Raw genomic sequence first — 26,202 nt, 5'->3', positions numbered from 1 at the left:
GCGTGGACGCCGTGCATCAGCAAGTGAGGAAGTCTTCATGTCTCATACAGTTGCCGGCCGCGATACGAAGCCGGATATCACGGTACCCGCCATGTCGGAAGGCGACGCAAAAGCGACGCTGACCATGCGCGTAACCGCAATCCGCTACGCCGCGAGCGAGATTAGCGTGTACGAACTTCGCCGCCTCGATAATGCAAGATTGCCGGCCGTCGAGCCGGGTGCGCATATCGACCTGCATCTACCTGGCGGCATTGTCCGGCAGTATTCACTCGTGACTTCCGGCGTGGATCTGTCTGCGTATCTCATCGCGATCAAGCGCGAACGTGCGAGTCGCGGCGGTTCAAGCTTCATGCACGACAAGTTGCGCGTAGGCCAGTTGCTTGAAATCGGCGGTCCGCGCAATAGCTTTCCTCTGGTTGAAAGCGCTCCGCACACCGTCCTGATCGCGGGCGGCATCGGCGTTACCGCGATCTGGGCCATGGCACAGCGCCTCGAGCGCCTTGGCCGTTCGTTCGAGATGCATTACGCATGCAGAGAACGCGCAGACGCCGCGTTTCTCGATGACATCGAGCGTCTTGCTCACACCCGCATCCACGTGGACGCGGATTGCTCCGGGCAACCGCTCGACGTTCGCGCAATCGTCGCCAACGCCCCGAGCAATGCGCATTTCTATTGCTGCGGCCCGCTTCCCATGCTCGATGCTTTCGAAGCCGCAACGTCTTCTTTACCCGTCGAACAAGTGCATGTCGAGTATTTCGCGCCCAAACAAATGGCGGCAATCGACGGCGGCTATGTCGTCCAGTTGCAGCGCACGGGCCAGGAATTCGCGGTGCCGCAAGGCAGGACCATTCTTCAGGTCTTGCGAGAGGCCGGCGTCAGCGCTCCGTACTCGTGCGAAGAAGGAATCTGTGGCGCGTGTCAGGTCAATGTCATCTCGGGCGTTCCAGATCATCGCGATAGCGTGCTGAGCGCGAGCGAACAACAGCAAGGCAAGACGATGATGATCTGCTGCTCCGGATCCAGGACCGAGCGCCTGGTCATCGACTTCTAGACTTCGCGATGAAGCTTGCAACGTGGCCGATCAAAAGCGGCCCGTTTGTCGACCGGACAGGCCGGCGACTATCCGGGCCGAATGTCGTGGACTGTCAAACCGCTTCGGACCGCAGCGCGATACAACAAGCCGGATCGACGGAAAAGAAGATCTGGCCGCCTACGGGTGTCTTGTGCGTCGGATGAACGCGCGCTAGGACGACCTGTTCATTGACCTTGATCTGAAAGTCCAGCGTTTCGCCGAGAAACACCTTGGTGAACACCGTTCCTTCGAAAACGTTCGGCGATCCGGCGGCCTCGCGCGTATCGCTTACCAGAAGGTTTTCCGGGCGCATGGAGATGGTGACCTTGTCGCCGACACGACATGAAATCGCATTCGCCACGGTCACGACCCCGATAGCGGAATCGACGACCATATGCCCGTCCGGTTGATCGCAACTGCGTACCGTCCCTTCGATGAAATTGGTCGTCCCCACGAAATCGGCGACGAATTTGCTGTTCGGCAGATCGTAGATCTCCCGGGGAGGCGCCTTCTGAACGATACGCCCTTCCCTCATCACGGCGATCTCGTGCGAGAGCGCCAAAGCCTCTTCCTGATCGTGCGTGACGTAGATAGTCGTGAGCCGCAGCTCCCGCTGCATGCGCTTCAGTTCGAAACGCATCTTGTCGCGAAGCTTCGCGTCGAGGTTCGACAAGGGCTCATCGAGCAGCAGGAGCTTGGGCTCCATCACCAACGCTCGCGCCAGAGCCAGACGCTGTTGTTGTCCACCCGACATCTTGGTCGCATCGCGCTCGGCGATATGATCGAGTCCGACAGCCGTCAATACCCGCATCACCTTTTCCTGGATGTCACGCTTCGATAACTTTTTCGTTCCCACCTCGAGCGGAAAGCTGCAGTTCTTGAAGACGGACATATGCGGCCAAATCGCATACGACTGAAAGACCATGCCGAACTGGCGCTTGTTGGGCGGTACGAACGTATTGGTATTGGCCGCGAAAATAGTCAGCCCGTTCACCGTAATGGAGCCGCCTACCGGTCGTTCGAGGCCGGCAATCGAGCGCAGCGTCGTCGTCTTGCCGCATCCGCTCGGTCCGAGCAGCGTGAAAAGCTTACCTTCCGGCACGTCGAACGAGACGTCGCGCGCAGCGCGCACCCGGACGTTATGGCCATCGACATACTCCGTATTCAAACCCTGTACGTTAAGCACGATGATCTCCGTGTATTCAGCCTCGGCTCGCCTTGACGCCGAACTTTCCGCCAATGTATTGGGCGAGTGAAACCAGCAAAAGCAATGCGAAGATCAGCATCACACTCAGCGCGGACAATTCCACATACTGACCGTTCTGCCACAACTCCCAGATCACGATCGAAACCGTTTCCGAGCCCGGGCTATAGAGAAGAATCGAACTGGATAGCTCGCGCACCGAAACGATCATGACGTAGATCCAGCCGGCCATCAGTCCGGGTTTGAGTAGCGGCAGTACGACCCGGTAAAAGGTGGCGCCCCACGTTGCGCAGCTCATCGCGGCCGATTCTTCCAGCTCTTTGTGAATCTGAATCATCGACGTATTCGTGTAACGCATTCCGTATGGAAGAAAGCGCGTGATATACGCGAGCACGAGGATCCACAGCGTCCCGTAGATGCCGATATCGACGTTCAGCGAAACGATCATGAATGAAAGGCCCAGCACGAGACCCGGGAACACCAGCGGCAGCGACGCAAGATTGTCGAGAAGCCAGCGACCCGGAAGCTTCGTCTTGACTACGATCCAGCAGATCACCGCGCTCAGGAGCATCACGGCGGTCGCACAGCTTATCGACAGCAACAGGCTGTTCACGACCGCATGACGTAATGCCGGCAGATAAACGATATAGCGGTAGGCGTCGAGCGTCAGGTGCTGCGCGGCGGCCAGCGACGGGGATCGGTAATACTTTTGCAGCGACGACCAGATCAGCACCGCCAGCGGAAGCGCCACGATCAGCAGAAAGTACAGAACATAAATGCCGGCGGTAACGAATCGCCACGCGCCGATGTCCATCTCGCGAGGGCGAAAGCCTTTGCCCGTTGTAGTCGTGTATTTTCCTCCGCCTGAAGCCACTCGCGACTGGAGATAAAGACCCACCGAGGTGATCAACAGGAGCAGCACGGAATACGACGAAGCCAGTCCGATCTGGCTCGGGTATTGGTTGATCGCTTCATAGATGGACGATGTGAACACTTGCAGTTTGACGGGCAAGCCAATCAGGGCGGGGACTTCGAAAGACTCCAACGCTCGCACGAACAAGATCAGCAGCGTGGAAACGACCGCCGGAAAGGCTAGTCGAAAAGTGATTCGCCACATTGTGCGCGCAATACTGGCGCCGCTCATCAGCGACGACTCTTCGAGCGAGGGATCCATGCCGCGAAATGCAGCCGACATCAGCAGGAAGGCCATCGTCGAATAGTGCAGGCCGTCGACCCAGATCATCCCGCCCATGCTGTAGATGTCGAACACGGGATGAGAGAGATTGAACATCGAACGCAACGCGACGTTGAGCGCGCCGATCATCGGACTGGCCAGAAAGATCCACGAAATCGTGAAGAGGATTCCGGGAATGATCAACGGAACGATCGTAATGGCGTAAAACAACTTGCGGAAAGGCGTGTTGGTACGCTCGTTGATCCACGCAAGCAGAGTGCCGATGAAGAAAGATACGAGCGCCGCGCCGAAGGCGAACCTCAATGAGTTGCCCAAGGTTCGCAGCGTCTGCGCGCTTCCGTAAGCGATCCGGTAATTGCTGAACGTGAATGTCGCCGGCGTATCCGCGACTTGTGGCGTGAAGAAGCTCTGCCAAAGAAGAAAGCACAGTGGAATCAGCGCGAGAATGCCGGTGATGAGCACCGCCGCCCCGATGACGAACCATTTTCCCTCCAAGCGTCGCGAAGGCTTGATGGCCGTTTTTATACTGTCGGACGTCAGTTCCATACGACGTCCTCTCGAGCATCATTACTCGAGCCGGGACGGATCGACATGTGCAACGTGTTCAGCCAGGCGGGGACCATGGCTATCGTGGGGCATCTGCTTATCATGCTGTCTCCAGTCTTTTCGTCTGGCGGCACATCGCGCTTACGGGTTGCGATCCGCGAAAGCGTCGCGATGTGCCTTTGGCCGCGTGTGACGGCTCTTGCTTGTCCAGACGTGAACCGCTTTGTCGCCGACGCAGCGCGACGAGAATCCGTTTTTCATACCCGCGCACCGGCAGGCGGTAGGCGTGTCAGCCGGCACTGCCTTCTGTCGATGCCGCGGCGGCCTGCGCCAACTCGAATTCCTCAATGCGGCGGTGCAGATCCTTGACCGACTCGAAGATCGGCCCATAACGGTCTGCATCGTCATTGCCAAAGCCCCGATGGTAATACTTGCGAAAAGCGTGCTTGTGGAACGACGCAGCCTTGCCGGCTGTCGGCTGCAGCATTTCCGGGCTCTTGTCGAAAGTATTCATCGGCGCGAGCCCGTCTTCTACGCGTTTGATTTGTTCGTCCAGCTGGCGTCGCAGCAGCACGATAGGAATGTCGGTGCGTCCGAGCAGTTCGGCACTGCGATCGGCGATCGGCCCTTGAGCTACCCACACGATTGCGTCTTGCGCGAGCACATAGTCGAGAATCGCATTGCCTTTCTCGTCATACTGCGGCGGCACGTAATAGGGAACGACCTCCTGGCGCGGCACCTCGACGCCTTCGGGGGCGGCGTAGCACTGGTAGCAGATATGGTAGGTATGGGTGTCGTCGATCGGCACGCGAATCTGGTATTCGGAGCGCGGCGCGCCGCTTTTGCCTGTTTGCGTATAGAACGGGAAGATGACCGCCGAGTGCTCCTGGTCCTTGTCCTCGTCGGCGCCCAGCGCCTTGGAATAGCGGATACCTTTGCGGAAGCCGTATTCGCTTGGCTCCGCATAAAGTTCCTTGATGCCGACACCTACCTTCTTGCGCTGATGCAAGGTGTGAAGCTGATCGGCGTTGTGATGGTCGAAGCCCTCTTGCCGGCTGATCGCGTACTCGAACATGTGGCCGTGCGCCCACGCGCTATGCGCCGGATCGCCGGTATTCTCCTGGCACTGGAGCCAGTTGCAGTCGAGGATCGTAATGCCGATCTGACGAATGGCGTTCGGCAAGACGAACAGATCCCAGCGCGGCAAGTCCGGGGCGGGCAGCGGGCCCATATAGGCAAACACCAGGCCGCCTAGTTCGCGCACCGGATAACCCTTGAGCTTCTGCTTGATCTCCCCGCACGGGTTGGATTCCATCGGGCGCTCGATACACTTTCCTTCTTCATTGAAGAGCCAGCCGTGATACGGGCAGCGCAGACCACAGTTATCAGGAACGCCGAACTGGAGGTCCACATTGCGATGCAGACAGCGGTCACCAATCAGACCCAGGTTGCCGCTCTTGTCCTTGTACAGGACCAGATCCTCGCCGAGGATGCGCACCTTGCGCACCGGATTCTCGTCGAGCTGGGCATACGGTGCAATGGGAAGCCAGTAACGACGCATCAGTGCGCCGCCCGGCGTTCCGGGACCGACATGGGTAAGGCGTTCATTCATTGCGGGGCTGAGCATGTGTTGTCTCCTTCATGGACTGAGATCAGAATATTTTTCGACCATCGTTCTGTCAATCGACACAAATTCTGTCAGTCGGAACGTGCTTCTTCGCTCATGAAAGACACTGTCTTGCCAATGCCGATAACCCGACTCCGCCGGAAGACTTCTCGAAGGCGGTCGGGATCGTGCAGCGGAAAGTGAACTACCGGGTGCAGCCTGCCGGATGAATGCTCATCCGAACACGCCCGCAAGACCGAGCAATGCGCTTGCCGCGACAAGATAGATGGGATTGAGTTTGCTGCGATAGGCGACAACTGCGCATACGCCGGTACACAGTGTGCGTGAGAGATTCACATCGGTTTCGCGCGCGAATACATATGCAGCCGACACGAGCAAACCCACGGTGACGGGCGCAAGTCCGCTGCGAATCGCATTGACGAGACGCGAATCCCGCCTGCGTTCGACCCAGGCACTGACGAAATACGCCATCAGCGATGAAGGAAGAATCTTGGCGATTGTCGAAACGAGCGCACCCGAAAGCCCCGCGGCCTGAAATCCGATCAACGCGACAGCCATGCCGTTGGGGCCCGGCGCCGCCTGCGTAATGGAGAAGAACGTGACGAACTGCTCGCCCGTTACCCAATGACGCGTGTCCACCGCATAGCGCTGAATATCGGCGAGCGTCGCGTTCATGCCGCCCACCGCGAGCAGAGACCAGACCGCACCATGCACGAAGAGATCGGCGAGCGTGCTCCACATCGCCTTAACCCTTACCTGAGCGACGCAGCATCGCAATCGTGCCGAGTGGCCCGAGCACGGCGAGCACGAGCAGAAGCGGCAGTTTCATCATCGCCATGCCGATGAACGTCGCCGCGACCAGCGCGATGCTGGCGGCGCCGCGCGGCAGGCTCGTCACAAGCTTCAGCACGGTTGCGATCACGAGGCCGGTCGCCGCCGGCATAAGCCCCGCGAACAGATGCGCGGTGATTGCCGCGTGGCCCCAACGCGCATACGCATAGCCGATGCCGATCGTGATGATCGTCGGGGCGAGATAAAGCGCGAAGACTGCGATCGCCGCACCTTTCGCGCCGCGATATTGCCGTCCGAGCACGGTCGCTATATTTGCGACATTCGGCCCCGGCAGCAACTGCGCGAGCGGCAGCAGCTCCGCGAATTCACGATTGCTGAGCCAGCCCAGACGCTCGACAAGCATGCGGCGCGCCCATGGCAGCACGCCGCCGAAGCCCGTCAGGCCGATAAAGAAAAAAGCCTTGAATAGCGCGAACGAAGTAGGCACCAGCGGCAAGCCGGTTTCATCCGCTTCACCCGCGACGGGCACAGGCGATAGCTCGTGGATCGTATGGGCAGTCATCGTGATGCACGCCGTGGGTTAAGCGCCGTGGGTTTGCGTGCCTATATCTTGGTCGTTTCGAACGTGGCCGGGTGAAAGACATCCTCGATACTCAGGCGGCGTTTGGACAAGCCTTGCGAATGATGATGACGCAGGAAAGTCTCGAGCGTATCGCGATTCGCATCGATGCCGTACGACCAGTGATCGTCGCCCATCAATTCGCGCGCGGCTTTCAATTGCTCTTCGACGAAGGGCAGCGTCACCTTGGTGGCCGATGTATCCGAGAGCTTCGCCAGCGCCACGCGCTTCGCTTCCGTAAAGGCCTTCAGCACGGCGCCAGGCAGCCATGGATGCGCCTCGACGAGTGTCTTACGGATACCCACCACGTGCATGATCGGAAACACACGCGTGCGGCGGTAGTAGTCTTTGGCGGCAGCGGTCGGATCGCGAAAGAGCCAGCCGACGTTCGGATTCGTTGCGGCACAGCCGGGCGGACGCGGCGCCACGAAACCGTCGATGTCGCCGCGATCGAGCATCGCCGAAATCGTATCGCCTTCGGGCGCGGCTTCGACCCGGATATCGGACGGCAGATCGAGCTTGATCTTCTCCGGCCTGCCGGGCTCGTCGATGCCGCCGCGCACCCACTTTACATCGCTCGGCTTCACGCCGAAGTCGTCCTCGAGCACCGCGCGCGCCCACACGTTCGCCGTCAGCTGATACTCAGGCAAGCCGATACGCTTACCTCTCAGATCCTCGGGCCGCTCGATACGATCGGTGCGCACATAAATGGACGTATGGCGAAAGGCACGCGAGAGAAAAACCGGTATGGCGATATATGGACACGACCCGTCCGCCGTTTTCACTGCATAGCTGGAGAACGACAGTTCGCTGATATCGAAGTCCTGGTAACGAAACGCGCGAAAGAACATCTCCTCGGGCGAGAGCGTCATGTATACCGGCTCGGCACCGTCGATCTGCACTTGGCCGTCGAGCAGCGGACGTGTCCTGTCATAGTCGCCCATTGCGACGGAGAGTTTGAGTTTTCCGATCATCGTGTGAACCTCCTGCGGATTGCATACATAGGTCAAAATTGTCGATTGCATGCAAAACGCATTAGACCAGCGAGTGCATGAAATTCCGATTAACTTTGCGGCGCAGGAATTCGAAGTTCACGCTGAACTGTTCCGCGCGTGTCACCGAATCGTGCAATCGCTCCACGTCTTCGGACGAAAAGGTTTCGCCGATGCCGCCCGCCGCCTGGGTCAGCAATTGAATGCGGCATGCATTATCCAGAAGAAGCGAAAGCACCACCGACTCCTCGATCGAACGCCCCACCACGGCGACTCCGTGATTGCGCATCAGCACCGCCTTGCTTTGTCCGAGCGCGCGCGCCACGCCCGCGCCCATGTCCTGGGTGCGGATCAGATTCATCGTCTCGGTGTAATACGGCAGGCCGTCCGCGAAATGCACGCTGGGCTGACTGATCATCTCCAGCGGCTGGCTCGTCGCGGAGAGCGCGACCGCGTGCGTCGGATGCGCGTGAATCACGCTCGTCACGTCAGGGCGCAGCTTGAAGATCTCGGAGTGAATGAAGACTTCGCTGTGACGGCGGCCGCCACCGCTCACCTTGTCGCCCGCGAGATTGCACACCACGATGTTGTCCTCGGTGATCTCGTCGAAACCGTGGCTATGCGGCTTCATCAGGAAGTGCGTCGGGTCGCCCGGTACGCGCAGGGAAATGTGCCCGCGCGTGAGATCGCCCTGACCTTCGGCTTCGAGAATGCGGCCGGCGTCGATCAGTTTTTGTTTCGCTTCGTCCAGAGTCATGATGTCGTCCTGCGTTCGTGATGAATCGGTTAGAACCGTCCGCCCACCGCGGCCTTCGCTTTTGAAAGCACATCGGGCGGCGTCTTGTAGAGTTCGTCGAGCAACTGGTCCATGCGCTGCCACGAGACGGGCCGAACCTCAAGGCCCATCCGTTTCGCTTCGGCAAGGAATTGCGGGTCTTTCACCGTCTGCTCGAATGCCTGGCGCAACGCCGCCGTGCGCTCCGGCGGCAGCCCCGGCGGCGCCGCGAACGGGCGCGCGAACACCTGGCTTGCGACGATCACCTTCAGCACCTGGCGCGTCTGATCATTCGAGGCGACGTCGAGGAGCAGCGGCACGTCGGGCAGGTCGGGGTGTTTTTCGAGCGCTACCTGAACGAGAATGTTGATCTTCTTGCCGCTGATCCAGTCCGGATGGCGTGTCTGGATCGTGCTCCACGACACGCCGCATTCGCCGTCGATCTCGCCGCGTTCCATCGCGAGCGCGGTTTCGTTGCTGCCCGGATAACCGGTCACGAGTTTCAGCTTCGAGTTGAAAAGGCTTTTGATGGTCGACGCGATCACGTCCGGATCCGACCCGGCGCCTTGTCCGCCCATGCGCGCTTCCTTGTCGACGAGATCCTTGAATGTCTTGACCGGCGAGGTATTCCACGTCACGCACAAACTCACGTCGCTCGTAATGCTGCCCAGCCAGGTGAGCTTGCGCGCATCGAAGCTCGCTTCGCCGAGCAGCGGCTGTTCCGGCATGGTTCGACCGAAGGTGCCGAAAGTGGAACCGTCCTTGGGCGCAATGCCGTACAGGTAATTGACCGCCTTCAGGCTACCCGCACCCGGCATGCTTTGAGGTGTGATGGCTGGCTTGCCGGGAAGGAAGTTGCCGATGTATTTGCCGAGCAGACGCGCATAGGTGTCGTAACCGCCGCCGACCGAATAACCAATCGTCATCGTCACGTTTCGTCCGCCGTAAAAATCCGCGACGGTTTCGGCGGCCGCACGGCTGGCGAGCGGCGCGCATAGCAGCATCGCCGCCAGCGCGGAAATAGTTGCGCGCGCAATCATGCGCCGTCTGTCGCCCGTGGACCTTCTGTCGAGGCCTTCGTGCGATGTGAGCTGCGAGAGTCGAGTGTTCATGATTCTGTCTCCACCAGTTGTGACCGGCCGGCCGATGTGTACCCGCCGCCGATGACTTTTGCCCGCTTGGATGGTTATTCCACTACACGATGCCGCCGAGATGACGCAATGCCGGCCACCAGTCGCCGATCAGCGATTGCGGCCACGGCGTCGAGAAAATGCGGCCGAATACGAGGTACAGAGCGACGGTCATCGCGATCGACAGTACGGCCGATGTGCGCCAGCGTTCACCGAACTCGAAACGCGCCACGAGCAGCATGAAGATCAGCAAGGCCGGCAGCAAACCGATGACGGTCGCCGCGCCGAGCGCCCCGGCAATCCATGCGAAGAAGCGCACGCCGCGCAAGTAGATGGTGCGCGTATCGAGTGTCGATGCGAGCCCGTCGTGCATCGAAGGCTCGCCGTGTCCGCCGAGCGCCGTACTCGCGATGGCGCTTGCGTCGGCCTTCGCGATCGCGTGGCTGGGTTGTGCATCGACATTGCTTCGCGGCTCGTCGAAATGCGCGCTTGCGCCGGCCATCGCAAGTTTGCCCATCGGAGCGGATGTGCCTTTGTCGCGCGTGATCAACTCACGCGTGAACAGTTGCTCGATCAGCACGATGCCGCAGAATACGAGCGCTGCGCCCGCGCAAGTCATCGGCATGAGGCGCGCGGCAAAGACCCAGTCCCAAGCCACCGCCATCGCCGCGATCACGAGCGCCGTCATCGTCAGGGTGAAGACGATCTGCCAGTCGAAACCACGCAGGCGCAACCTGAATGAAGGAACTGCGCTGCGTGACTCCGCTTGCGAGCGCCCGCGCAAAGTCTTGCTCAAGCCCTTGATCGTCGGACCGAGCACGACCCACAGTGCGGCTAGCAGAATCACGACTACGACCGGCCGCGTAAAGAGGCTCAGGCCGTAGATCTCGTTCGAGATGAAGTAATAGCGTTCGAAAATGCTGCCGAGCACGAGTCCGAGAATGAGCGGGGGACGAGGCCAGTCCAGCCGCTTCATGATCCAGCCGATGCCGCCGAACAGCACGAGCGCGCACAGATCGCCCCAGCTCTGGCTTGCGTTGAACGCACCGAGATAGACGATCGCGATGACGAGCGGTATCAGGATGCCCACGCGAACGGTCGCGAGCCGCGAGAACAGACTGCTGCTCGACAAACAGATCACCGCGCCCATGATGTGCGAAATCGTCAGCGTCCAGATGATCGTGTAGGTCACGTCCAGACGCTTGGTCAGCATCTCAGGGCCGGGCGTGAAGCCATGCATGATAAAGGCGCTCAGTAGCAGCGCCATCGAGGCGCCCGCCGGCATGCCGAACGCGACGGTCGGGATCAGGTGACCGCCTTCCTTCGCATTGTTGGAACTCTCCGACGCGATCACGCCGCGAATATCGCCTTTACCGAAGTTCTCCGGATTCTTCTCGGTGCGAATGGCGTGGCCATACGCCATCCAGTCGATCACCGCCGATCCGATCCCGGGCACCGCGCCGAGCAGCGCACCCAGACCACTGCACCGGAGAATGAGCCACCAGTGACGCCCCGCGTCCTTCACGCCGTCCCACTGAGTGCTCGCGCGCTCGCCAGGCTGCAATTTCGCTCGCGCGATGCCCGTGCGCTCGATCGCCATGTCCGCAAGTTCGGGCAGCGCGAAAATTCCGAGCGTGACGGGCACGATCGGCAGATGGTCCCACAAATACAAAGTGCCAAAGGTCCAGCGCAGGGTGCCGGTCTGCGGATCCGAGCCGATCAGCGAAAGCATCAGGCCGAACGATGCAACAGCCAGACCTTTGATCGGCGCCTTGCCGGAAAGGGTCGCGACCATCGAGAGACCGAAGATGCACATCGCGAGCAGTTCCGCCGAGCCGATGTACAACACGATCAGGCGCAACACGGGAATCGCGAGTGCGAGCAGCAGTGCGCCGAAGATGCCGCCTGCCAGCGACGATGCATACCCCGCGCCGAAGGCACGGCGTGCGTGGCCCTGCTTCGCGAGCGGATGGCCGTCGAGCACGGTGGCGGCCGCGCCCACTGTGCCCGGCACGCCGAACAGCACGGCGGGGATGAAGTCGGATACGGTCGTCACCGCAGCCATGCCGAGCAACAGCGCGAACGCGGTGTAGCCGTCGAGATGATAGGTAAATGGAATGAGCAGCGCGAGCCCGACGATTCCGCCGAGGCCTGGCACGACGCCCAGCGCGAGTCCGAGCAGCACGCCTCCCAGCATGATCCCGAGCCGCAGCGGATCAAGGATCAGGGTTAGCGCATGGAGAGCGGCGTCCAGCATTAAAGTGCCTCCCGACGAACGAGCGGCGTGACGCTCAGGCGACGACACCGGCGGGATAGGCTGTATGTGGGTCGCATCTCAAGTCTCCGGTGACCGTCCGGCTGCGTGGCCGGGCGCTTATAGTCGAACCGCTCATCGCTCCGAGCCGCAGCGGCCGGCACGATGCGTTTTGCATTACGCATCCACGATTGCCTTTTGTGTTATGCGTTTTGAATGCAAGCCGCAACGTGCCCCTGCTCCGGCGTAGACCGCTATTCGAAGATGCGCACCAGGTCCTGTGCGATCGGCGAATACTTCGCGTGCGTGCGCAGCATGAAGCTCGCGAAGCCATCGCTGTTGTGGTGCTTCTTGCGCTCGTTGGGCAGATCGATGCACTGATTGCGCACGGAATCGCGTACGAGGCCCATCGGATCTTCGCCCGACTCGACCTTCTTCAGTTCGCGACGCAGCATGCGGCGGTAGATAGCGAGGCCCTGGTCGGACGCGCCGAGGTTTTCGCGCGTGCGGTCTGCTATTGCGCCTTGCGTGATCCACGCCATCATGTCCTGACCGTCCACGTTATCGACGATGAACTCGCCATCCGCATCGCGAAACGGAACGTCGTACGTATGCAGGCGCTCCGTGAGACGGGCCGGCACGTCGATCCCCTTCGGCGGAAGGTAAGCGTTGTACCAGAGGTGCAGCGTATGCTCGTCGTCGACCGGCACGCGGATCTGGAAAGAGTAATAGCGCGAAGCCTCGTCGCCGTTGCCCACGGCCAGCATGTTCGGGAACACGATCGGATGACCGACGAGCCAGTCGTCCGAGTCTTCCGAATGGCCAGCCAGCAGACGATGTTTCGTCACGCCGAATTCGAACTCGTTGAAGGCGATCTTCTCGTGCTTAGCACTGATCGCCACCTTCACGCCTTCCTGTTCCTTCTGAAACTCGTAGTGGTGGCCGTGCAACCATTCGGTATGGATCGGATCGACCGAGTTTTCCATGATCTGCAGCCAGTTCACCGGCAACAACGCCCGGCCCATCATGCGGATCGCGCCCGGCGCGACGAAACCGTCGAAGCGTGGAAGCAACGGACGCGGCTCCGGTCCCATATACGCGAACAGCACGCCACCGAGTTCCTCGACCGGGTACGCATCGGTTGCGACCTTGTCGCGAAACGCACAATTGTCCGGCTCGTTCGGCTGATTGAGGCACTTGCCCTCTGCGCTAAACTCCCAGCCGTGATACGGGCAGCGGATGCCCTGCTCCGTGGGAATACCATGCGCGAACGACGCACGCCGATGCGGACACTGCTCCGCAATCAAGCCGCGCCTGCCTTGCCGATCCCGAAAGAGAACGAGGTCCTCGCCGAGCAGACGCACGCGCTTGGTCCATTTATCGTCGAGTTCCGACGCCGCCGCGAACGGTTGCCAGTAGCGGCGCAGCAGCTTTCCCATCGACGACCCTGGTCCGATGCGCGTCAAGGTTTCATTTTGTTCAGCCGTGAGCATGAGTCGATTCCCGTATGGTGGAGAAGTGCGCTGGCGCCGCACCTCTCGCCGCCAGCCTTTTAACGATAGTATGCTTAGGTACCTAACTTAAAAATAATGGAAAATACTGAGTTCACACGTACCTGTCTTAAATCCGCTCCAGCACGGCGGGGAAGCACCTTTCAGTAAAACTAGCGAGCAGACGGCGAGCTAAGGTTTCTCCCTAGCTATCGAAGCGTTGACAATATTAGTTTAGTTATCTAAGTTTACGGAAAAGAGGCATGCGTGCATGCCGGACAAGGTGAGACGATGAACAAGAGCGAGGCAAGAATTCCACGCGACCCGCAACCGGGCTCGCTCAAGCACTGGCGTGAAGCGTTGCCGGAAGAACGCATGGCGCATCTCGTCAAGGACGCGGCGCGTACCTTCTCGCGTTCGTTGCAGGCGCGCCTCAAGGAGCACGACGTGCTCTATGGCCACTGGACGTTTCTGCGCATCCTCTGGCAGACGGACGGCCTCACGCAACGGCAGTTGAGCGAACAGGCGGGTGTCGCCGAGCCGACGACGTTTTCCGCTCTGAAGACGATGGAGACGCTCGGCTATCTCACCCGTCAGAAACTGCCCGACAACCGCAAGCAGGTGCGCGTGTTCCTGACGCCGAAGGGCGTTGCGCTACGCACCGCTCTCGTGCCGGGTGCGATCGAGGTGAATCGCATAGCGCTTGCGGGCATCTCGCAGGAAGACATCGCGGCGACGCGCCGCACGCTGCTTGCGATGATCGAGAACCTGGCCGCCGACGACCTCGTGGCGCCCAGAAACGGCCGCGATCCGGCACCGGGAAATTTCAGCGAGGAATGATTTTGATGAACACACCGAAGCCCGACAACACTCACGACAGCGCCTCGCGAAAGCGCGTGCGCATCGGCATCGTCGGCTTCGGCACGGCGGGGCGGGCGTTCGTCCCCGCCATCCGAAAACACGACGGCTTCACGTTCACGGGTTTCGCCGATCCCTCCGCGAGCGTGCGCGAGGCCGGCGCGCAGGAATACGGTGTCTCCGCGTACGAGGGCATCGAGGATCTGATCGTACACGAGGCGCTCGACGCACTCTATATCGCCTCCCCAACCACGCTGCATCGCGAGCACGTCGAACGGGCGGCGCGCGCGGGCAAGCACGTACTCGTCGAGAAGCCGATGGCCGCGAATCTCGACGATGCCCGCGCGATGGTCGCGGCCGCCGATACAGCAGGCGTCGTCCTGCTCGTGGGCCATTCGCATAGCTACGACCAGCCGATCCGTGCGATGCGCGAACTGATCCTGTCGGGCCAACTCGGCCGCGTGCGCATGGTGCATACGTGGTGCTTCACCGACTGGATTTATCGCCCTCGCCGGCCCGATGAACTCGTAGCCGCGCAGGGCGGCGGCGTGACGTTGCGCCAGGGTTCGCATCAGTTCGACATCATTCGTCTGCTCGCGGGCGGCGCGGCACGTAGCGTACGCGCGAGGACGTTCGACTGGGATCCGGAGCGACGCGCGATCGGCGCGCATACGGTGTTTATCGACTTCGATGATGGCGCCGCCGCCACAGCGGTCTACAACGGCTACGGCCGATTCACTAGCGCCGAATTGAGCTTCGATATCGGCGAGTGGGGCTTTCCTGCGCAGCCGCGTGCAATAGCGAGGCCAGCGAGCATGGAAGACGAATTGCGCGCCAAGAGCGAGCGCGCGAAACACGCCATTCCCACTGGAGCGCCGAATCAACCGTTCTTTGGTTTGACGGTGGTCAGTTGCGAGCGCGGCGAGATACGTCAATCCCCCAAGGGGCTGTTCGTGTATACGCAGAAGGGCCGACGCGAGATCGAATTGCCGACCGATGTCTCGCCGCGCGAACTCGTGATGCGCGAATTTCATGACGTGATCGGTAGTCGCAGGCGTGCCGTTCACGACGGCCGCTGGGGCCTCGCCAATCTGGAAGTCTGCGCGGCGGCGATCGCTTCGTCGGAGCGCGGCGAGGAAATTTTTCTGAAGCATCAAGTCGCGCTCGCTTGACCGACTGATCAAACCGTGAGGCGACCAGACGAGGTTGCTCGAGAATCATGACCATACTTAGTACGCCAGATCAAATCGAAGAGACTGCAGTAACGCTTACGCTCAGGGTCACCGAGAAGCGCGAGATCGCCGAAGACATCTTTCTGTTCGAACTGCGTGACGAAGACGGCGGCACGTTGCCACCGTTCACCGCCGGCGCCCATGTGTTGGTGCAGACGCCCGCCGGTATCGCTCGGCGCTATTCGCTGTGCAACGCGCCGGCCGAACGCGATCGCTATGTCATTGCGGTCAAGCGCGACACAGCGGGCGGCGGCGGATCGCTCAGCATGGCTCGCGACGTCCATGAAGGATCGATGCTGAGCGTGACGCCGCCGCTCAACTATTTTCCGCTCGCCGACGACGCCTCGCGCTATCTGCTGATCGCCGGCGGCATCGGGATCACGCCCGTGCGCGCAATGATGGCCGAACTCGCCGCCCGCAATGCGCCATTCGATGTGATCTATTGCACGCGCGCGCCCGTATCGACGGCGTTCCTCGGCGAATTCAACGCAGGCGAGTTCGCATCGAAGATTCGCGTACATCACGACTTCGGCGATCGCGCGCAGTCCATCGCTATCGAGCCACTCGTGGCCGAGCGTAAAGGCAATACACACGTCTATTGCTGCGGCCCGCGCCCGCTCATGCAGGCCGTGCGCGATGCGACCTCGCACTGGCCCTCCTCCGCGGTGCATTTCGAGGACTTCGGCACAAGCGCGCACGAGAACACAACAGGCGACAAAGCTTTCACTGTGCGACTCGCGCGCAGCGGCGGATGCGTAAGCGTCGCCCCCGGCGAAACCATTCTCGATGCGTTGCGGGCAAACGGCATCGAAACGCCCAGTTCATGCGAGGCGGGCACGTGCGGATCGTGCAGAACACGCCTGCTCGCGGGCGAGGCCGATCATCGCGACTTCGTCCTCGACGATGACGAACAGGAGACGGAGATCATGATCTGCGTGTCGCGTGCTCGGTCGAGTGAACTGGTGCTCGATATCTGAACGCTGCGGCGTCGGCTTAGCGCCGCACAACGCAGTGCGCGGCGCATCGCCAAGATCATGCGATCAGATCTTGAACGATTCGAACGTCTCGGGCGCAAAGATCTCTTCGGGTTCGAGCAGTCGTTTCGACAAACCTTGCTCAAAGGAATAACGCAAGAACGTGCGCAAATTCTCGCGATTTTCTTCGAAGCCGTAAGGCCAGAAATCGTCGCCCATTTCCTTGCTCGTCTCTTCGACATGCGCATTCAGCCACGGCAGCATGGACTTGAGTGCGGCGGTTTCGTTGAGATCCGCATAAGTGCGCCGCTGCGATTCGATCAATGCCTTATAGAGCGACTGCGCGGCCCAGCGATTCGCCTCGTACACCTCCCGCCTAAGCACGACGGTATGCATGATCGGGAACATCTTCGTATCGCGGAAGTACTGGCGTTCAACCTCGGCATAGTTCTCGAACAGCCGTCTGACGCGCCCCTTGCCGTTCGCATACGACGACGGCATGCGCGCGGTATATAGCGCATCGATTTCGCCGTCGAGCAGCATCTGCGAAAGGGTCTTGTCCCGCCCGATCGGTTCCACGCGAATGTTCGAAGGCAGATCGAGCTTGAGTTTCTCCGGCCGGTTCGGCTCTTCTTCGCCACCGGTGTAATACGTGACGCTATCGACAGGAACGCCATAATGATCCGACAGAATGCCGCGAATCCAGACGGGCGCGGTCATCTGATACTCCGGATTCCCAATGCGCTTGCCGATCAGGTCTTGCGGTTTCTCTATACCCGAATCCGCATTCACATAGATACACGAGTGACGAAAAAAGCGCGACGGAAACACGGGAATCGCGATAAACGGACGCGGCTCGCGAAAGCACGACATCGTGTAGGAAGACAACGACATCTCCGATGCATCGAACTCTCGATGACGCAGCATGCGGAAGAACGTCTCTTCCACCGGCATGTTCAGGTAGTTGAGATCGATGCCGTCGGGCTGCACGCTGCCGTCCATCAAAGCGCGCGTGCGGTCGTAATTCCAGCATCCGAAGGTGAGTCTAAGCTTGGACAAGATCTGCTCCTGGCAGCGTGTTTAAAGTTTCATGAGGGACTCGCCGAGTGGCGCGATTCAATAGAACTGGTCGAAATGCACCTGCTCGAACGGCACCTTCAACGCAATGAGCGCGCGCTGAACCGATTCGCCCATGGCAGGCGGTCCGGCGAAATAGATCTCCATGTCGCGAAGCTTCTCTCCGAAGACCGTCTCGGCGACGGTGTGCACGAAACCGACATGACCGTCCCAGACGCTTTCGCTATCCGGCGTGACGTCGGACACGGCTGCCTGGAAGTGCAGGCGTTCGGCCCAGCCCGGCAAGACTTCGAGCATGTCGCGGCCACAAACATCGCGCGGCGTGCGACCGCCGTACAGGAAATGCAGCTTGACGTCGCCGAGCGCGGGTTCGGCCGCGACGCCACGCGCAATGGAGATCATCGGCGCAAGGCCCGAGCCGCCCGCGATACAGAGGATGTCGCGCTTCACATCGCGACGCAGATAGGCCATGCCATAAGGCCCGTCGATGCCGATGCGCGTGCCGGGTTCGAGCACGTCGAAAAGCACGCCGGTGCCCTGCCCCTTCGTTACGCGACGAATCTGGAAGTGCAATTCGCGGGGCCGGCCGTTGCGTTCGGCGATATTGCTCATCGAATACGCGCGTTGGCCCGCGACGCCCGGCAATGTCAGCAGCGCATATTGCCCCGGCTCGAACGGCATGTCGTCCGAAAGCTCGAAACGGAATTCCTCGATGTCGTGCGTAATCGCACGACGCGCGACGAGCGTGCCAGTCACGCGTCGCGGCGTGTGCTTCGGCGCATAGTGCGCGGCGGGACGCATCTTGATCGTGCAGTCGCCGCGCGGCGCGCTTTGACAACCGAGATAGCGGCGGCGCTCACGATCCTTCGCGGTCCAGCCGGGCGCCTCGGGCCAAAGAACCTCGACCTCGCCTTCGACCAGTTCGAACTTGCAGTTGCCGCAAGCCCCCACGTTGCATTCGTACGGAAACGCGATGCCCGCGCGCAAGGCCGAGCGCAACATCACATCGCCAGCCTCGCATTCGACAGTCTGATCAGATGCTACGAGCGTAATGCGATGTACGTGGCCGTCCGAATGCATGAATCCACCTTGTCTCAAAAGTTATTTCATAGCAGCCGGTGGTATCCGAGCGTTGCGGAAATACCTTCGGCCGCGGTAAGCAGATGCGGGACCGCTGCGCGCAGCGCTTTCTTCGTGAGCCGTTGCGCCGGCCCGCCAACACCCACCGCCGCCACCACGTTGCCCGAAATGTCCCGAATGGGCGCTGCGATGCCGCGCATGCCGACCTCCGACTCTTCGTCGTCGATCGAATATCCGTCGCGCCGCGCTGCCTCGAGCGTCTTCAGGAACACCTGGGTGTCCGTGTTGGTCTTCGGTGTGCGTGCGGCGAGACCCTCTTTCAAAACGCGCGAAATTACATCCGGCGCGCGCGATGCCAGCAGCACATGACCTTCGGCCGTACAGAACGCAGGTTTGCGTACTCCGATATACGAACGCATGCGAATCGCCTGATCGCTTTCAAGGTTGAACAGATACACGATGCTCGTATCGTCCAGCACCGCGAGATGCACGGTTTCGTCGGTATGCTCGCGCAGCACATGCAGAAAAGGCACCGCCTGCTTCGCCACGTCGAACCGGCGCCGAACGAGCGCACCCAGCGTGAACAACTGGATACCGAGCCGGTATCGCCCGTTTTCCTCGTTCTGCTCCAGCATGCCCTCGGCGAGCAGCGAGCTCGCGAGCCTATGCGCCGTGCTCTTGGCGATACCCATGCGCTTCGCCAGCACGCTGATGCCGAGCTCTGGCTCGTGTTCGGTGAACACCTTGAGCAACTGGAGCGCCGCCGTTACCGACGAAAGACGCTGCGGTCCCTCTTCCTTCTGCTGCGCTTCGTTCTGCGCTGCCTCTGACTTCATCGACTATACCTCACAAGTGCGTAAATGGAATAGAGTTCCGTATAAAGGAACGCAAAACGAACTTCAGGAAAAACTTCGGCCACGCCCGCCGACCCGGAACGCGAGAGATCGTCCGTATTTAAAACAACGAGCCATCACATGGATGCGGAATAACCCTGAAGGGCCTTCGTTCCGCTTGACTTAGGGACCTAAACAAAGCGAAACTCAGTTCGTCCCATTTTAACAGACCATCGTTCTGCATAGAGGAACGAAAAGCCGATTCTAGTATTTCGTCGATCTCGACCCCAGCACCGACGCACGAACATTCGTTAGAAGGCGGCACGCAATAACGGCATAGAAGACGGGGATACGGTTAGTCATCCGTATCACTCTGCTTCCACGAACACGACGATAAAAATATTCCGCGACAAGACATCCGGTTCGACGAACCGGCATCACTGTGAAACAAGGGACGGAGACCCCATGAAAAAGACAGCGCTGTTTCTCGCACTCCCCGTGCTCGCCGGAGCAGGCGTTGCCCACGCCCAAAGCTCGGTCACGCTGTACGGATTGCTCGACGCCGGAGTGGTCTACATCAATAACCAGTCGGGACACGCGAACGTCGAGACGGTTACCGGGCAGACGAACGGCAGCCGCTGGGGTTTGCGCGGCTCCGAAGATCTGGGCGGCGGCATGAAGGCGATCTTCACGATCGAGAACGGCTTCGACACATCGAACGGCAAACTGCTTCAAGGCGGCCGGGAGTTCGGCCGACAAGCATTCGCCGGACTTTCCAGCCCCTATGGCACGATCACGCTGGGTCGTCAGTATGACCCGATGACCGAATGGCTCGGCGAAATTGCGGCAACATCGATCTGGGCCTGGGTCGGCACGCATCCGGGCGACTTCGATAACCTGAACTCGAACTTTCGCGTCAACAATGCGGTGAAGTACCTGTCGCCGAATATGTACGGTTTGCGTCTGTCGGGTATCTTCGCGCCGGGTGGCATCGCGGGTGACTTTGCTTCGGGCCGCGTCTACACGCTCGCGGCAAACTACGTGAACGGCCCGATCACGGCGGCCGTCGCCTACGAGAACGTGAACAATCCGTCGGTATCCGCCTACGACGGCACTGCGAACCCCGGCACGGCAGGCTACACGTCTCCAGGCAAAAGCCCTGTATATAGCGGCTACGCATCGGCGAATTCGGTAGAGATCTTTGGCGCCGGCGTTGCCTACAGCATCGGCACGGCAAAGATCGGTCTCGTCTATACGAACACGCGCTTCAACGACATCCTGCGCACGGCCACGACGCCGAACACCGGCAAGGCAACCTTCAACAGCTACGAAATCAATGCGCGCTGGTTCGTGATTCCGACGCTGCAGGTTGCCGCGTCGTTCGATTATACGAAAGCCGAGTCCGCGAAATACGAGCAAGTCGACTTCGGACCCGACTACTTCTTCTCCAAGCGCACCGACCTGAACCTCGTCGGCGTGTGGCAGCACGCATCGGGCATCGACTCCACCGGCAAGGCCGCCGTCGCGGCCATCGGCTCGCTCGGGCAATCGAGCACGCCGAACCAGGTCGCGGTCAAGCTCTCGCTGCGTCATCGCTTCTGAGAACGACCGCGGAACTTCGCTCAAGGAGAGTTGCAGTGAAAGGAATCAGGTTATTGCGCGCGATGCTTGGCGCATGCATCGCGCTGGGGTCGGTTACAGCGGGCGCGGCCGATTTGACGACGGTGCGGATCGGCATCGCCAATGCGAGCAGCGATGTCGCATTCTTCATCGCGGAGAAGAAAGGCTATTTCCGCCAGGAAGGGCTCGATCCGAAGTTCATCCCTTTCGATTCCGGCGCGAAGATGGTCGCGCCGCTCGGTGCAGGTCAACTCGATGTAGCCGGTGGTTCGCCATCGGCGGGTCTGTATAACGCGGTGGTGCGCGGCATCGGCATCAAAATCGTGGCCGACAAGGGCTCGACGCCACCGGGCTATGGTTATCAGCCGCTACTCGTGCGCAGCGATCTCGTGGCGAACGGCCGCTACAAGTCGCTGGCGGACTTGAAGGGCATGAAGGTGGCCGGCAGCGCCACGGGCAGCGCGTCCACCTCGACGATGAACGAGGCGCTCAAGAAGGCTGGCCTCAAGACGAGCGATGTCGAACGCATCTACCTCTCTTTTCCGCAGCACGTCATGGCATTGCAGAACAAGGCCGTCGATGCCGCGCTCACCACCGAACCTTCGGCGACAGAAGCCGTGAAGCGCGGTGCTGCCGTGCGCGTGGTCGGCGACGATCAAATCTATCCGAATCACCAGCTCGCGGTGGTGCTCTATTCGACGAGTTTCATCAAGGACCATCCACAAGCGGCGAAGGCCTTCATGCGCGCTTACATTCGTGCGGTGCGCGACTATAACAATGCGCTTTCGAACGGCAGGATCGCGGGTCCGAATGCCCCGGAAGTGATCTCGATTCTCACCGAGTACACGCCGATCAAGGATCCCGGCATCTATCGCACCATCGTGCCGCAGGGCACGAACCCGGATGGCAAGCTCAACGTGCCGAGCCTCGAGAACGACCTCGCGTTCTTCAAGAGCGAAGGGGTCGTGAAGGGCAACGTGACGGTCGCGCAAGTGCTCGACACGTCGTTCGCCGAAAACGCCGTGAAGGAACTCGGCCCCTACAAACCGCTCAAGTGAGGCGCCGGCATGTCGATACCACCCGTGAAGATTCGCCTGAACAAACTGACCAAGACGTTTGAATCGAGAAGCGGTTCCGTGACCGCGCTCGACAACATATCGCTCGATATCCCCACCGGCTGCTTCTTCATGATCGTGGGTCCGAGCGGTTGCGGCAAGTCCACGCTGCTGCGAATCCTGGCAAATCTGGACGAGCCGACGAGCGGCAGCGTAGAGATCAGCGCGCCCGCGGAAAAGCGCCCGGGCAACTCGATGGTATTCCAGGGCGACTCGCTCTTTCCTTGGATGACGGTGTGGGACAACGCCGCCTATGGCCTTACGCTGCGCGGCGTGCCGAGAGCGCAGATTCGCGAAGTGGTCGGCCACTATCTGAGCCGCACGGGTCTCACGCGTTTCGCGAAGGCGTATCCGCATCAGTTGTCGGGAGGCATGCGCCAGCGCGTATCGATCGCGCGCGCATTCGCGAACGATCCTGACATCCTTCTGATGGACGAGCCTTTCTCCGCACTCGACGAGCAGAACAAGGTACTGCTGCAGGAGGAGTTGCTGCGCATCTGGGAAGAAACGCGCAAGACGGTGCTCTTCATTACGCATAGCGTGGATGAAGCCGTGACCCTGGGCGACCGCGTGATGATCATGACGGCGCAACCGGGCACGGCGAAGCAGATCGTCGATGTGCCCTTCGACCGGCCGCGCTCGGTGCTCGAACTTCGTTCGCGGCCCGAGTATGGCGAGTTCGTCTATTCAATCTGGGGACAACTGCGCGACGAAGTTCAGCGCGCCCGTTCACGTGACCTTGGTGAAATTCCCGCATGAAATCCGCGCAAAAACTTTCCGCACCGGCGATGCAATACAACTCCTCTCGTTCACGGTTCAAGCGCTGGTTCTCGGGCAATAATCGCGACCGCATGATCGGCATCGCGTCGCCGATCGTATTGCTTTTGATCTGGCAGATTCTCGCCGAGACGGGTGTCATCGACGAACGCTTTTTCCCCGCGCCGTCGAAAGTGTTCGGCGCCTTCGTCGGGCTCGTCAACGACGGCTCGCTGTGGGACAACACCTGGGCGACCCTGCAACGGCTCTTCTGGGGCACGCTGGCGGGCGGTATTCCCGCGCTGCTTCTCGGTGTCGCCATCGGTCTTTCACGGCCGCTGCGTGCGATGTTCGATCCGTTGATCGCGGCGACCTATCCGGTTCCGAAGAGCGCGATCTTTCCGTTGCTGCTCCTCATCTGCGGCCTGGGCGAAGCGTCGAAGATCACGATGGTCGCGATCGGCGTGTTCTTTCCGGTGCTCATCAATACCGCGATTGGCGTACTCGAAATCAACAAGATCTATCTCGACGTCGGGCGCAATTTCCGCGCGAGCCGCTGGCAGGTCTTCCGCACGATCGCGTTTCCCGGCGCGGTGCCGCACATCATGAGCGGCATCAAGCTCGGCATCGGTCTGGGTCTCATGCTGATCGCGATCGCGGAGATGATCGGTTCGAAGAGCGGCCTCGGCTACATGATCTGGAATGCGTGGGAGCTGCTTTCCGTCGAAACGATGTATGTCGGTCTGCTGGTCATCGCCGCGTTGGGTTATGGCATCTCGGTCCTGCTGACTGAACTCGAACGCAAGCTGATCCCCTGGAAATCGTCGCGCTGAACGCCCACCCTCATTTCGTCACATCATGAATTCGACCGCAACGATTCACACCGACAGCCACACCGGCCAGAAACGCATGTTGGCCGACGCCATTCTCATGCTCGAGCGCGCCGGCGTGATCGACTTCAATGGGCACGCGAGCTGGCGCGTACCCGGTCAGGCACGCATGCTGATCAACTCCGGCGCGTCGGTGCGCAGTGCGCTCACGGCGGCGGATATCGTGATAGTCGACTTCGACGGCAATCCGATCGAAGGCGATACGCTTCCGCCGATGGAGTTTCACATCCACTCGGAGATTTATCGGAGACGCCCGGATGTCGGCTCCGTGATCCACGCGCATCCGCTCTGGTCCACGCTCTTCGGCATGACCGGCAAGCCCGTATTGCCCGTGATCATGCAGGCGGCTGTGCTGGGCGAGATTCGACAGTTTCCCAAGACTGCTTCGATCAATCGCAGGGAACTCGGCCAGCAACTGGCCGAAGCACTCGGGCCACATCGCGTCGCCATGCTGAAGTCGCATGGCTCGGTGATCGCGGCGTCGAGCATTCTCGAAGCGTTTGTGCTCGCTTTCTATCTGGAAGAGAACGCGCATCGGCAGTATCTCGCGGGCCAGCTCGGCGAACCGGCCGTGCTCGATGCAGGACAGATCGAAGCGATCCGGCGCAACCTGTGGAAGCCGAATCTGCTGCAGAAGGTCTGGGACTATCACGCGGGCAAGCTTGGCTCGCTCCCTGACTGATCTTCACGTCACATGCATTGCAACCGCATACCGGTCTATGTCGTGACCGGCTTTCTCGGCAGCGGCAAATCCACGTTGCTGTCGCGCTGGCTCAAGGAAGCGCCCTTCGATCGTGCCGCGCTGATCGTCAACGAGATCGGCGAAATCGGTATCGATCATGCCACGCTCGGCTTCTCGGGCGATGCATCGACGCTGCTCGCCGATGCCTGTGTCTGCTGCACCGGCCTGCCCGCGTTGAACGAAGCACTCGAACAGCTGTTCTGGGCGCGGCTGCACCGTAGCACCGCACGCTTCGAGATGGTCGTCATCGAGACGACCGGCCTTGCGGATCCCGGGCCGCTCGTGGCGGCGTTGAGTCTCAACGCGTTCGTCAAGGAACGCTATGCGATTGCGGGGACCTTCACGACAATTGCCGCCTCGAACGCGCTCGAAACGCTTTCAGCGGAAAGCATCGCACGGGCGCAACTGCAACGTGCGGACGTCGTGATCATTACGAAGGCGGATCGGGTGAACGCGGATGAACGGCTCTCCATCGAATCGACATTACGCGACGCGTATCCCGGCGCACGTATCGCCCATTCGGCCCATGCCAGCTTGCGGCTCGAAGATGCGCTCGCGTGTCTATCCCAACCCGCGCCGCCCGTAGCGTCCACCTATACGCAGCCTTTTTCACGGCTCCGTCCGCACGGTGCGGAAACGCGCTTCATCGGGATCGACGAAGCATTGGATATCGACGCGCTCCACGAACGAGTTCTGGAGATCAAGGGGCAATACGGCGAAGCATTGCTGAGACTAAAAGGCCTCGTCCGGGTGAAGCATCAAGGCTCGATCGCGGTCGTGCAATTCGCGCGTGGCGATGCTGGCGCGCAAATCACCACCGCAAGCATGAACGCGGATGAAGTGAAAAGCGGCCTTACCGTCATCCTGAGATCAGACGCGATGCGTTGAGGGCGCGCGCGCCCCGCGGAGGATGCTTCATTCGCCATTGATCTCGATCGCCACGTCCCCGTCCTCCACGTGAGTCTTGTAGGTCTTGAGCGGGATCATGCAGGGCGGCGCGACGACCTCGCCCGTCCTGATGTTGAACGAGCCGTTATGGAAGTCGCACTCGACCACGTCGCCGTCGATATACCCCTCGGACAACGATCCTGGCCCGTGCGTACAGGTGTCGTTGGTGACGAAATACTCGCCCTGAATATTGAACACGGCCAGCGTCAGGCCGTTCTTTTCGATCTTGATGGCCTGACCTTCGGCTACGTCGCCGGTCTTGCAAAGGCGGGCAAATGCGCATGCTTGATGCATCGGGTTATCTCCTTCTCCGTTTGACATAGGATAGGTCCAATGATAACTTTGTTCCCGTGAAAAGAACATTGTTCCTTTATATGGAAC

At 60.5% G+C, this 26,202-nt stretch carries 24 protein-coding genes; 10 read left to right on the top strand and 14 right to left on the bottom strand.

Translation table 11 applies throughout. The features are described from left to right. The first annotated feature begins 91 nt into the window (after positions 1 to 91). Entirely contained in the window at positions 92 to 1,051 is a 960-nt protein-coding gene (locus NCS28_RS24240) for a PDR/VanB family oxidoreductase (RefSeq protein WP_250516327.1), read from the top strand. 94 nt (positions 1,052 to 1,145) lie between these two features. Here NCS28_RS24240 and NCS28_RS24235 read toward each other — a convergent pair whose 3' ends face one another. The 10 genes from NCS28_RS24235 to NCS28_RS24190 form a co-directional block, all read right to left on the bottom strand. Beyond that, positions 1,146 to 2,312, bottom strand: a complete 1,167-nt coding sequence (locus NCS28_RS24235; RefSeq protein WP_250516319.1) for an ABC transporter ATP-binding protein — start codon at positions 2,310 to 2,312, stop codon at positions 1,146 to 1,148. After that, positions 2,275 to 4,017 (bottom strand): ABC transporter permease, encoded by a 1,743-nt coding sequence (locus NCS28_RS24230; RefSeq protein WP_250516318.1) that lies wholly within the window; start codon positions 4,015 to 4,017, stop codon positions 2,275 to 2,277. Before NCS28_RS24230 ends, NCS28_RS24235 begins: the two co-directional genes overlap by 38 nt. A gap of 289 nt (positions 4,018 to 4,306) precedes the next feature. Beyond that, positions 4,307 to 5,644, bottom strand: a complete 1,338-nt coding sequence (locus NCS28_RS24225; protein ID WP_250516317.1) for a Rieske 2Fe-2S domain-containing protein — start codon at positions 5,642 to 5,644, stop codon at positions 4,307 to 4,309. 213 nt (positions 5,645 to 5,857) lie between these two features. Next, entirely contained in the window at positions 5,858 to 6,385 is a 528-nt protein-coding gene (locus NCS28_RS24220) for a chromate transporter (RefSeq protein ID WP_250516316.1), read from the bottom strand. 4 nt (positions 6,386 to 6,389) lie between these two features. After that, positions 6,390 to 6,998, bottom strand: coding sequence for a chromate transporter (locus NCS28_RS24215; protein ID WP_250516315.1), 609 nt, complete (start codon positions 6,996 to 6,998; stop codon positions 6,390 to 6,392). A 41-nt stretch (positions 6,999 to 7,039) separates the two neighbouring features. Next, complete coding sequence (locus NCS28_RS24210; RefSeq protein WP_250516326.1) at positions 7,040 to 8,026, bottom strand: substrate-binding domain-containing protein; 987 nt, start codon at positions 8,024 to 8,026, stop codon at positions 7,040 to 7,042. Between the two features lie 64 nt (positions 8,027 to 8,090). After that, a complete protein-coding gene (locus tag NCS28_RS24205; RefSeq protein ID WP_250516314.1) occupies positions 8,091 to 8,804 on the bottom strand; it encodes a class II aldolase/adducin family protein in 714 nt (237 codons plus the stop codon). 29 nt (positions 8,805 to 8,833) lie between these two features. Next, complete coding sequence (locus tag NCS28_RS24200; RefSeq protein WP_250516313.1) at positions 8,834 to 9,934, bottom strand: Bug family tripartite tricarboxylate transporter substrate binding protein; 1,101 nt, start codon at positions 9,932 to 9,934, stop codon at positions 8,834 to 8,836. Positions 9,935 to 10,016: 82 nt separating this feature from the next. Beyond that, the gene (locus NCS28_RS24195) at positions 10,017 to 12,209 is read right to left on the bottom strand and encodes a tripartite tricarboxylate transporter permease (RefSeq protein ID WP_250516312.1); all 2,193 of its coding nucleotides are present in this window, start codon (positions 12,207 to 12,209) and stop codon (positions 10,017 to 10,019) included. Between the two features lie 251 nt (positions 12,210 to 12,460). Next, positions 12,461 to 13,699, bottom strand: a complete 1,239-nt coding sequence (locus tag NCS28_RS24190; protein WP_250516311.1) for an aromatic ring-hydroxylating dioxygenase subunit alpha — start codon at positions 13,697 to 13,699, stop codon at positions 12,461 to 12,463. A gap of 288 nt (positions 13,700 to 13,987) precedes the next feature. Here NCS28_RS24190 and NCS28_RS24185 point away from each other — a divergent pair, with 288 nt between their 5' ends. From NCS28_RS24185 to NCS28_RS24175, 3 genes are read left to right on the top strand one after another with little or no spacing between them, the layout of a single operon-like run. Continuing rightward, entirely contained in the window at positions 13,988 to 14,536 is a 549-nt protein-coding gene (locus NCS28_RS24185; protein ID WP_250516310.1) for a MarR family winged helix-turn-helix transcriptional regulator, read from the top strand. 5 nt (positions 14,537 to 14,541) lie between these two features. Further along, positions 14,542 to 15,726, top strand: a complete 1,185-nt coding sequence (locus tag NCS28_RS24180; RefSeq protein WP_250516309.1) for a Gfo/Idh/MocA family protein — start codon at positions 14,542 to 14,544, stop codon at positions 15,724 to 15,726. 47 nt (positions 15,727 to 15,773) lie between these two features. Beyond that, positions 15,774 to 16,763, top strand: a complete 990-nt coding sequence (locus tag NCS28_RS24175; RefSeq protein WP_250516308.1) for a PDR/VanB family oxidoreductase — start codon at positions 15,774 to 15,776, stop codon at positions 16,761 to 16,763. Positions 16,764 to 16,826: 63 nt separating this feature from the next. On the opposite strand, the gene NCS28_RS24170 is transcribed toward NCS28_RS24175, so the two are convergent. Genes NCS28_RS24170 through NCS28_RS24160 form a run of 3 tightly spaced genes read right to left on the bottom strand, consistent with a single transcriptional unit; the run spans position 16,827 to position 19,753 of the window. Then, positions 16,827 to 17,819, bottom strand: coding sequence for an ABC transporter substrate-binding protein (locus tag NCS28_RS24170; protein ID WP_250516307.1), 993 nt, complete (start codon positions 17,817 to 17,819; stop codon positions 16,827 to 16,829). Positions 17,820 to 17,876: 57 nt separating this feature from the next. Beyond that, on the bottom strand, positions 17,877 to 18,917 hold the full coding sequence (locus tag NCS28_RS24165; protein WP_284505758.1) for a 2Fe-2S iron-sulfur cluster-binding protein: 1,041 nt from the start codon (positions 18,915 to 18,917) through the stop codon (positions 17,877 to 17,879). Between the two features lie 26 nt (positions 18,918 to 18,943). After that, positions 18,944 to 19,753 carry an IclR family transcriptional regulator gene (locus NCS28_RS24160; protein ID WP_250516305.1) on the bottom strand — a complete coding sequence of 270 codons (810 nt, stop codon included), beginning with the start codon at positions 19,751 to 19,753 and terminating at the stop codon, positions 18,944 to 18,946. Positions 19,754 to 20,215: 462 nt separating this feature from the next. Between NCS28_RS24160 and NCS28_RS24155 the strand changes: the two genes are divergently transcribed. From NCS28_RS24155 to NCS28_RS24130, 6 genes are read left to right on the top strand one after another with little or no spacing between them, the layout of a single operon-like run. Further along, positions 20,216 to 21,352 carry a porin gene (locus NCS28_RS24155; RefSeq protein WP_250516304.1) on the top strand — a complete coding sequence of 379 codons (1,137 nt, stop codon included), beginning with the start codon at positions 20,216 to 20,218 and terminating at the stop codon, positions 21,350 to 21,352. A 35-nt stretch (positions 21,353 to 21,387) separates the two neighbouring features. Next, positions 21,388 to 22,428: an ABC transporter substrate-binding protein gene (locus tag NCS28_RS24150; protein WP_250516303.1), complete on the top strand. Its 1,041-nt coding sequence runs from the start codon at positions 21,388 to 21,390 to the stop codon at positions 22,426 to 22,428. Positions 22,429 to 22,437: 9 nt separating this feature from the next. After that, positions 22,438 to 23,244: an ABC transporter ATP-binding protein gene (locus tag NCS28_RS24145; protein WP_250516302.1), complete on the top strand. Its 807-nt coding sequence runs from the start codon at positions 22,438 to 22,440 to the stop codon at positions 23,242 to 23,244. After that, positions 23,241 to 24,074 (top strand): ABC transporter permease, encoded by an 834-nt coding sequence (locus NCS28_RS24140; protein ID WP_250516301.1) that lies wholly within the window; start codon positions 23,241 to 23,243, stop codon positions 24,072 to 24,074. The genes NCS28_RS24145 and NCS28_RS24140 overlap by 4 nt, the downstream gene beginning before the upstream one ends. A gap of 25 nt (positions 24,075 to 24,099) precedes the next feature. Continuing rightward, on the top strand, positions 24,100 to 24,813 hold the full coding sequence (locus tag NCS28_RS24135) for a class II aldolase/adducin family protein (RefSeq protein ID WP_250516300.1): 714 nt from the start codon (positions 24,100 to 24,102) through the stop codon (positions 24,811 to 24,813). Between the two features lie 12 nt (positions 24,814 to 24,825). Next, positions 24,826 to 25,761: a CobW family GTP-binding protein gene (locus NCS28_RS24130; protein WP_250516299.1), complete on the top strand. Its 936-nt coding sequence runs from the start codon at positions 24,826 to 24,828 to the stop codon at positions 25,759 to 25,761. Positions 25,762 to 25,788: 27 nt separating this feature from the next. On the opposite strand, the gene NCS28_RS24125 is transcribed toward NCS28_RS24130, so the two are convergent. Further along, positions 25,789 to 26,142, bottom strand: coding sequence for a non-heme iron oxygenase ferredoxin subunit (locus NCS28_RS24125; protein ID WP_250516298.1), 354 nt, complete (start codon positions 26,140 to 26,142; stop codon positions 25,789 to 25,791). Positions 26,143 to 26,202 lie beyond the last annotated feature (60 nt).

Origin of the sequence: Caballeronia sp. INDeC2 (assembly GCF_023631325.1) — a bacterium.
Classification (GTDB): Bacteria; Pseudomonadota; Gammaproteobacteria; order Burkholderiales; family Burkholderiaceae; genus Caballeronia.
Note: the sequence above shows the minus strand (reverse complement) of the source record. Positions and strands in the feature narration are given on the sequence as shown.